The organism is Enterococcus sp. DIV0774 (assembly GCF_050539095.1).
GTDB lineage: Bacteria > Bacillota > Bacilli > Lactobacillales > Enterococcaceae > Enterococcus > Enterococcus faecalis.
In genome coordinates this window covers 2,285,041-2,292,500 of record NZ_CP172923.1, presented here as the reverse complement: position 1 = coordinate 2,292,500, position 7,460 = coordinate 2,285,041, and the positions used below count along the sequence as shown (strand labels likewise).

The following is a 7,460-nucleotide window of genomic DNA, read 5'->3' as shown; positions in this document are numbered from 1 at the left end:
TATCTTAACAAATATTGAAGGCAGTTATTGTTAGATGAAATGGAGGTAATGAGAGTGAAAATTGGTTTTTTTACTGATACGTATTTCCCGCAAGTGAGTGGGGTAGCGACTTCTATTAAGACCTTAAAAGATGAATTAGAAAAGCACGGCCATGAAGTGTATATTTTTACGACAACCGATCCTAACGCGACTGATTTTGAAGAAGATGTCATACGAATGCCTAGTGTGCCATTCGTGTCTTTTAAAGATCGCCGAGTAGTGGTTCGCGGCATGTGGTACGCCTATTTAATTGCCAAAGAATTGGAATTAGATTTAATTCATACACATACTGAATTTGGTGCGGGTATTTTAGGGAAAATGGTTGGGAAAAAAATGAAAATTCCTGTCATCCATACGTATCATACGATGTATGAAGATTACTTACATTATATTGCTAAAGGAAAAGTTGTCCGTCCATCACATGTTAAATTCTTTTCAAGAGTGTTTACAAATCATACGACAGGTGTTGTTTGTCCCAGTGAACGTGTAATTGAAAAATTACGGGATTATGGAGTGACCGCACCAATGAGAATTATTCCAACAGGGATCGAAATTGATAAGTTTTTACGTCCCGATATTACTGAAGAAATGATCGCTGGAATGCGTCAACAACTAGGTATTGAAGAGCAACAGATTATGTTGTTATCGTTAAGTCGAATTTCTTATGAAAAAAATATTCAAGCAATTATTCAAGGATTACCACAAATTATTGAAAAATTACCACAAACTCGTTTAGTAATAGTTGGAAATGGTCCCTATTTAGAGGATTTAAAAGAATTAGCAGAAGAACTAGAAGTCAGTGAATACGTTCAATTTACGGGTGAAGTGCCAAATGAAGAAGTCGCGATTTATTATAAAGCTGCTGACTATTTTGTCAGCGCCTCAACGTCGGAAACACAAGGCTTAACTTATACAGAAGCGATGGCTGCTGGTGTTCAATGTGTTGCAGAAGGGAACGCCTATTTAAATAATTTATTTGATCATGAAAGCTTAGGCAAAACTTTTAAGACAGACAGTGATTTTGCCCCAACATTGATTGACTATATACAAGCAAATATTAAAATGGACCAAACTATTTTAGATGAAAAATTATTTGAAATTTCTTCTACAAACTTTGGCAACAAAATGATTGAATTTTATCAAGATACATTGATTTACTTTGATCAACTTCAAATGGAAAAAGAAAATGCGGACTCAATTAAAAAAATTAAAGTAAAATTTACATCTTTAAGAAAATAAACTGCAAAACTTTCCTCCTTCGTTTATACTGAAGGAGGAAAGTTTTTTATTTTAAGAACGGAGGAAGCTACTATGTCTAAAATCGGCTTTATTGGAACGGGTGTCATGGGGAAATCAATTATTCGTAACATGATGAAAAACAATTTATCTGTCAATGTTTACAATCGAACAAAAAGTAAAACAGATGATTTAGTTGCTGAAGGAGCAGTTTGGTATGATACGCCAAAAGCAATTGCGGAAGCGAGTGATATCATTTTTACAATGGTTGGCTTTCCTTCAGATGTTGAAGGCGTGTATTTTAATGAAACAGGGATTTTTCAAGCAGATCTTACAGGTAAAATAGTAGTAGATTTAACCACAAGTACGCCGACCTTGGCTGAAAAGATTGCCAAAAAAGCAGCAGAAGTGGGTGCTCATGCGTTGGATGCGCCAGTTTCTGGTGGTGACTTAGGTGCTAAAAATGGTACTTTAACAATTATGGTTGGTGGCGATCAAGAAAGTTATGAGACCGTCTTACCAATTTTCAAAACATTTGGTAAAACGTTTATGCTACACGGCTCAGCTGGAAAAGGGCAACACACTAAGATGGCGAATCAGTTAATGATTGCAGGCACAATGACCGGGTTGACTGAAATGCTCGTTTATGCAAATGCGACAGGATTAACTTTAGAAAAAGTTCTGGAAACAGTCGGTGGTGGTAGTGCTGCGAACTGGTCATTAAGTAATTATGGTCCGCGTATTTTAAAAGAAGATTATACGCCAGGCTTTTTTGTTAAACATTTTATCAAAGATTTAAAGATTGCGTTAGATGAAGCAAAAAAACTTGACCTTCCATTGCCAGCGACGCAAAAAGCGACAGAATTATATGAAAGCCTTGCAGATAAAGGGTTTGAAAATGATGGCACACAGGCCTTAATTAAGCTTTGGTGGACAGATGGCAAGCAACCAACGAATAAAAATTAAAGAACAACAAAAAAATCAAAAAAAATGACGAAAAATCATGCAAGTTAGGCAATGTTTTGTTACAATGGTACAGAACTAGTTTGCAAAAGGAGGCCCACTGATGAAACATTCACAACTTGTGGCGATTATTAAGAGACTGGAAGCAATGATCGAAGCAGCAGATAATGAAGTACAAGTACGCCGCTTTGAACGTGAAGGCGTAGAGAAATGTATTGTAAGTTTTGATAAATCAACAGAAACATTTGAATTAACAGAATCTGATACGCACCAAAGCTATCAATTCGATAACATCGATATTGTAGCAATGGAAATTTACGACTTAATTCAATAATTAATCGTCCTACATTTTAATAAGGGAGTGGAGTAGAAGCACCAAAGCTTCTGGTTCACTCTCTTCTCGTATTATCCAGTCAAGTTGTAGCAATAGCTTAGTGGGAGTTTAAGAATTATATAACAAAAATCACTGGCACTTCTCAATCAGGGGAGTGCCAGTGATGCTTTTTAGTTGCACTTCTTTCCTTTTTCTGTGAAAATAGTTTGGGTATCAAAGTAATTGATCCTTTTTTTAAAAGCCTCGTCCCTTGAAAATACGCCTTTTTTGAAATATTTGAAGAATATTTCATTAAAAATATAGAAAATTCTCTTGCATTCTTTGCTTATTTACGATATAGTTTGAACATCAAATGTTTTGATAATCAAAGTATATGGATGGTGCACAGAATGGAACCTAATTTAGAAACAGTCAACGATTACTTAGTCAGTGTCTTTAATGACATCTTAACGATTGAAGAATCTGAATTGAAAAAATCACAATTTAATGATTTATCCATTACGGAGATGCACACAATCGAAGCAATTGGTATGTACAAGAAAAAAACGTCTTCAGAAGTAGCCAAGGAACTGTCAATTACCGTCGGAACACTTACTGTAGCGATTAACAACTTAGTTAAAAAAGGCTATGTTGAACGTTTGCGTAGTGAAGATGATCGACGTGTAGTAAAGCTTGGCTTAACTAAAAAAGGAAAATTACTTTTTAGAGTCCATCAGCATTTTCATCGTGAAATGGTTAAAAACATTTTGAAAGGCATGGAGCAAGAAGAAGAACAAGCGCTGTTAAGAGCACTAAAAAATCTTCATGATTTCTTGCAAGAATACAAATAAAAAGTGAGGATCCCCATGAAGAATTATGCACGAATTAATTGTACAAGCCGTTATGTTCCAGAGAATTGTGTCACGAATCACCAACTGAGTGAAATGATGGATACCTCTGATGAATGGATACATTCGCGAACAGGCATTAGTGAACGTCGCATCGTTACGCAAGAAAATACGTCTGATTTATGTCATCAAGTCGCAAAACAGTTATTGGAAAAATCTGGAAAGCAAGCAAGTGAGATTGACTTTATTTTAGTTGCAACAGTGACACCAGATTTCAATATGCCTTCTGTTGCTTGCCAAGTGCAAGGCGCAATTGGCGCCACTGAGGCCTTTGCTTTTGACATCAGTGCAGCGTGTTCTGGTTTTGTCTATGCCTTAAGCATGGCAGAAAAACTAGTCTTAAGTGGTCGTTATCAAACAGGTCTAGTAATTGGTGGTGAAACATTTTCCAAAATGTTGGATTGGACCGATCGCTCCACAGCGGTACTTTTCGGTGATGGGGCTGCCGGCGTCTTGATTGAAGCGGCTGAGACACCGCATTTTCTAAATGAAAAATTACAAGCAGATGGACAACGGTGGGCGGCTTTAACTTCAGGCTACACGATCAACGAAAGTCCTTTTTATCAGGGACAAGAGCCGGCTAGTAAGACGTTACAGATGGAAGGACGTAGTATTTTTGATTTTGCGATTAAAGATGTTTCACAAAATATTTTATCACTCGTGACGGACGAAACCGTGGATTATCTTCTACTACATCAAGCAAATGTGCGCATTATCGATAAAATTGCACGTAAGACGAAGATTTCCCGCGAGAAGTTTTTAACGAATATGGATAAATATGGCAATACCTCAGCTGCTAGCATTCCCATCTTGTTGGATGAAGCAGTTGAAAATGGGACCTTAATTTTAGGTTCCCAACAACGCGTGGTGCTAACAGGATTTGGCGGCGGCTTAACATGGGGCTCACTGCTCCTAACGCTGTAAAAAACTGTTCACATATAAATGAAGAAAATGACTATTTTGGAGGAATATACACATGGTATTTGAAAAAATTCAAGCAATTATCGTAGAAGAATTAGGAAAAGATGCTGAAGAGGTACAATTAACTACAAACATTCAAGAAGAATTAGATGCGGATAGCTTAGATTTATTCCAAATCATTAACGAAATCGAAGATGAATTTGATGTGAAAATCGAAACAGAAGATGGCATCCAAACCGTTCAAGATTTAGTAACATATGTAGAAAAACAACAAGCAAACTAATACATGAAAATAGGGGGCTGGGACATTTAATTGCTAAATGACCCAGTCCCTAAAAAAACAAGTAAATAAGCCGGAAAAATCCTTTTTTACTTGAATGAAGTGTACTTATCTTAGAACTAAAGGACGTATAAAATCAATGAATCAACAGTTATGTGAGTTGCTTGGAATCAATTATCCCATTTTTCAAGGCGGTATGGCTTGGGTAGCCGATGCTTCATTAGCAAGTGCCGTGTCAAACGCTGGTGGATTAGGGATTATTGCTGGCGGCAATGCCCCAAAAGAAGTCGTAAAAAAAGAAATTAAAAAAGTTAAAGAATTAACGGAACAACCCTTTGGTGTCAATATTATGTTACTTTCACCTTTTGTCGATGAAATTGTCGATTTGGTTTGTGAAGAACAGGTTCCTGTCGTAACGACAGGTGCAGGCAATCCAGCCAAATACATGGCTCGTTTTAAAGAACATAACATTAAAGTAATCCCAGTAGTTCCTTCAGTTGCTTTAGCAAAAAGAATGGAAAAAATTGGTGCCGATGCTGTCATTTTTGAAGGAATGGAAGCGGGTGGACATATTGGCAAGTTAACCACTATGAGTGGCTTACCGCAAATCGTTGACGCTATGTCAATTCCTGTGATTGCAGCAGGTGGGATTGGTGATGGTCGTGGTATGGCTGCGGCCTTTATGTTAGGTGCTGAAGCAGTCCAGTTAGGCACACGTTTTTTAATTGCAAAAGAATGCAACGTTCATCCAGACTATAAACAGAAAGTTTTAAAGGCACGTGATTTAGATGCAGTAATTACCTGTCAACATTTTGGCCATCCAGTGCGTACTTTAAAAAATAAATTAACCGCTCAATATAATCAATTAGAAAAGCAAGAACTTCAAAAAGAAGTACCTGATTTAGAAATGTTTGAAAAGATTGGTCAAGGCGCTTTGCGCAAAGCTGTCGTTGACGGGGATATGGATTACGGTTCCGTCATGGCGGGACAAATTGCCGGGTTAATAAAAAAAGAAGAAACAGCCCAAGAAATCATTGATTCACTCATGTCTGAATGCAAAGCGATTGTACATAAGATGAATCAGCGTTGGGGCTAAGTGAATAATTTTAACAAAAAATGAGGTGTCGTATGAAAACAGCGATTTTATTTAGTGGACAAGGAGCCCAGTATCAAGGGATGGGTGAAGAATTATATCACCAAGAAGCGATTGTTCGGGAAACTTTCGATGAAGCAAGTCATATCTTAGGTTATGAGATGGCAGAACTTTGTTTTACTGAAAATGAACGTTTAAATGAAACAGAATATACGCAACCTGCTATTTTAACAGTCAGTGTCGCATTTTACCGTCTTTTGCAACAAAAAGGACTAACGCCTGATGTCGTAGCGGGTTTAAGCTTAGGGGAATATAGCGCTTTGGTTGCCAGCGGGGCTTTGCGTTTTTCAGAAGCAGTGGCCTTGGTCCAAAAGCGCGGTCAGTACATGACAGAAGCAGCACCACAAGGAACTGGCAAAATGGTTGCTGTCATGAATGCTGAGCGTGAAGTAATTGAGAAAGCCTGCCAAGAAGCCAGTGCTTTCGGAATTGTGGCTCCAGCAAATTATAATACACCACAACAAATCGTGATTGGTGGTGAGGTTGCTGCTGTTGATCAAGCGATGACACTTCTCAAAGAAGCTGGTGTGAAGCGAATGATTCCGTTAAATGTGAGTGGCCCTTTCCATACGGCACTGTTACAACCAGCATCAAAAAAATTGGCTCAGGATTTAGCAAAATTGAACTTTCAAACGATGCAAATTCCTGTCATTAGTAATACGACTGCCGAAATTATGTCCCAAGAGGCAATTCAAGCGTTATTGGAAAAGCAAGTCATGTCTGCGGTACGTTTTGAAGACAGTATCGAAACGATGAAGGCTATGAACGTGGGAACGATGATTGAAGTTGGTCCAGGGAAAACATTAACTGGTTTTGTTAAAAAAATTGACAAAACAATTGAAATGCACCGTGTGGAAGATGTTGCAACATTAACAGAAACGTTAACAGCACTTACTGGGAGGTAAAAAATGGAATTAACAGGGAAAAACGTATTTATTACTGGAAGCACTCGTGGGATTGGCAAAGCAGTTGCGTTGGCTTTTGCGAAAGAGGGCGCCAATATTGTTTTAAACGGTCGGAGTGAGATTACGCCAGAACAACGACAAGAAATTGAAGCCTTTGGGGTAAAATGTATTGGCCTTTCTGGAGATATTTCCGATTTTGATGCAGCAGGTGAGATGATTCAAGCAACCGTTGACCAATTAGGCTCGATTGATATTCTGGTGAATAACGCTGGGATTACGAATGATAAATTATTATTACGAATGACAAAAGAGGATTTTAATGCCTGTTTAGATATTAACTTGGTAGGAACTTTTAACATGACCCAACAAGCGGTTAAACGTATGATGAAACAACGAAGTGGTCGGATTATTAATATGGCTAGCGTTTCTGGTTTAATGGGAAATGTTGGTCAAGCAAACTACGCTGCGAGTAAAGCAGGTGTCGTTGGTTTTACTAAATCGGTGGCACGAGAAGTTGCGCCGCGCGGTATTACCTGCAATGCGATTGCACCAGGGTTTATCCAAACAGAAATGACGGATGTTTTATCGGAAAAAGTTAAAACACAAATGAATGCGCAAATTCCCTTACAAACGTTTGGGCAAGTCGAAGATGTCGCAGCTACAGCGATTTTCTTAGCTAAAAGTCCCTATATTACTGGGCAAGTCGTGAATGTTGATGGCGGCTTAGTCATGCACGGATAAA

Annotated in this window: 10 protein-coding genes (1 of these 10 running past the window's edge); all 10 read left to right on the top strand. The window is 38.1% G+C overall.

The features are described from left to right. On the top strand, window positions 1-8 hold the 3' end of the coding sequence (bgsA, locus tag IGL86_RS11090; RefSeq protein WP_010707123.1) for a cell wall glycolipid biosynthesis glucosyltransferase BgsA. The gene continues 997 nt to the left of window position 1, outside the view; 8 of the gene's 1,005 nt are visible here — the last part of the coding sequence; its start codon lies off the left edge, out of view; its stop codon occupies window positions 6-8. A gap of 46 nt (window positions 9-54) precedes the next feature. Further along, the gene (gene bgsB, locus IGL86_RS11085; protein WP_002389260.1) at window positions 55-1,278 is read left to right on the top strand and encodes a cell wall glycolipid biosynthesis glucosyltransferase BgsB; all 1,224 of its coding nucleotides are present in this window, start codon (window positions 55-57) and stop codon (window positions 1,276-1,278) included. Window positions 1,279-1,350: 72 nt separating this feature from the next. Further along, entirely contained in the window at window positions 1,351-2,241 is an 891-nt protein-coding gene (locus IGL86_RS11080) for an NAD(P)-dependent oxidoreductase (RefSeq protein ID WP_002359377.1), read from the top strand. A 100-nt stretch (window positions 2,242-2,341) separates the two neighbouring features. Further along, a complete protein-coding gene (locus tag IGL86_RS11075) occupies window positions 2,342-2,572 on the top strand; it encodes a YkuJ family protein (protein ID WP_002379802.1) in 231 nt (76 codons plus the stop codon). A gap of 389 nt (window positions 2,573-2,961) precedes the next feature. Further along, on the top strand, window positions 2,962-3,402 hold the full coding sequence (gene fabT, locus IGL86_RS11070) for a fatty acid biosynthesis transcriptional regulator FabT (RefSeq protein WP_002362455.1): 441 nt from the start codon (window positions 2,962-2,964) through the stop codon (window positions 3,400-3,402). A gap of 15 nt (window positions 3,403-3,417) precedes the next feature. Next, entirely contained in the window at window positions 3,418-4,383 is a 966-nt protein-coding gene (locus IGL86_RS11065) for a beta-ketoacyl-ACP synthase III (RefSeq protein ID WP_033625363.1), read from the top strand. Between the two features lie 52 nt (window positions 4,384-4,435). Next, window positions 4,436-4,663 (top strand): acyl carrier protein, encoded by a 228-nt coding sequence (locus tag IGL86_RS11060; RefSeq protein ID WP_002356278.1) that lies wholly within the window; start codon window positions 4,436-4,438, stop codon window positions 4,661-4,663. A gap of 136 nt (window positions 4,664-4,799) precedes the next feature. Beyond that, window positions 4,800-5,756, top strand: coding sequence for an enoyl-[acyl-carrier-protein] reductase FabK (gene fabK / locus IGL86_RS11055; protein WP_025193940.1), 957 nt, complete (start codon window positions 4,800-4,802; stop codon window positions 5,754-5,756). A 32-nt stretch (window positions 5,757-5,788) separates the two neighbouring features. Then, entirely contained in the window at window positions 5,789-6,718 is a 930-nt protein-coding gene (fabD, locus tag IGL86_RS11050) for an ACP S-malonyltransferase (protein WP_010823944.1), read from the top strand. A gap of 3 nt (window positions 6,719-6,721) precedes the next feature. Beyond that, complete coding sequence (fabG, locus tag IGL86_RS11045; RefSeq protein WP_002356283.1) at window positions 6,722-7,459, top strand: 3-oxoacyl-[acyl-carrier-protein] reductase; 738 nt, start codon at window positions 6,722-6,724, stop codon at window positions 7,457-7,459. The last annotated feature ends 1 nt before the right edge of the window (window position 7,460 follow it).

Coding starts and splice junctions, on each gene's coding strand:
- IGL86_RS11075 (WP_002379802.1), top strand. CDS start 2,342: ATGAAACATTCACAACTTGTGGCGATTATTAAGAGACTGGAAGCAATG.
- IGL86_RS11080 (WP_002359377.1), top strand. CDS start 1,351: ATGTCTAAAATCGGCTTTATTGGAACGGGTGTCATGGGGAAATCAATT.
- fabK (WP_025193940.1), top strand. CDS start 4,800: ATGAATCAACAGTTATGTGAGTTGCTTGGAATCAATTATCCCATTTTT.
- fabD (WP_010823944.1), top strand. CDS start 5,789: ATGAAAACAGCGATTTTATTTAGTGGACAAGGAGCCCAGTATCAAGGG.
- fabG (WP_002356283.1), top strand. CDS start 6,722: ATGGAATTAACAGGGAAAAACGTATTTATTACTGGAAGCACTCGTGGG.
- IGL86_RS11065 (WP_033625363.1), top strand. CDS start 3,418: ATGAAGAATTATGCACGAATTAATTGTACAAGCCGTTATGTTCCAGAG.
- fabT (WP_002362455.1), top strand. CDS start 2,962: ATGGAACCTAATTTAGAAACAGTCAACGATTACTTAGTCAGTGTCTTT.
- IGL86_RS11060 (WP_002356278.1), top strand. CDS start 4,436: ATGGTATTTGAAAAAATTCAAGCAATTATCGTAGAAGAATTAGGAAAA.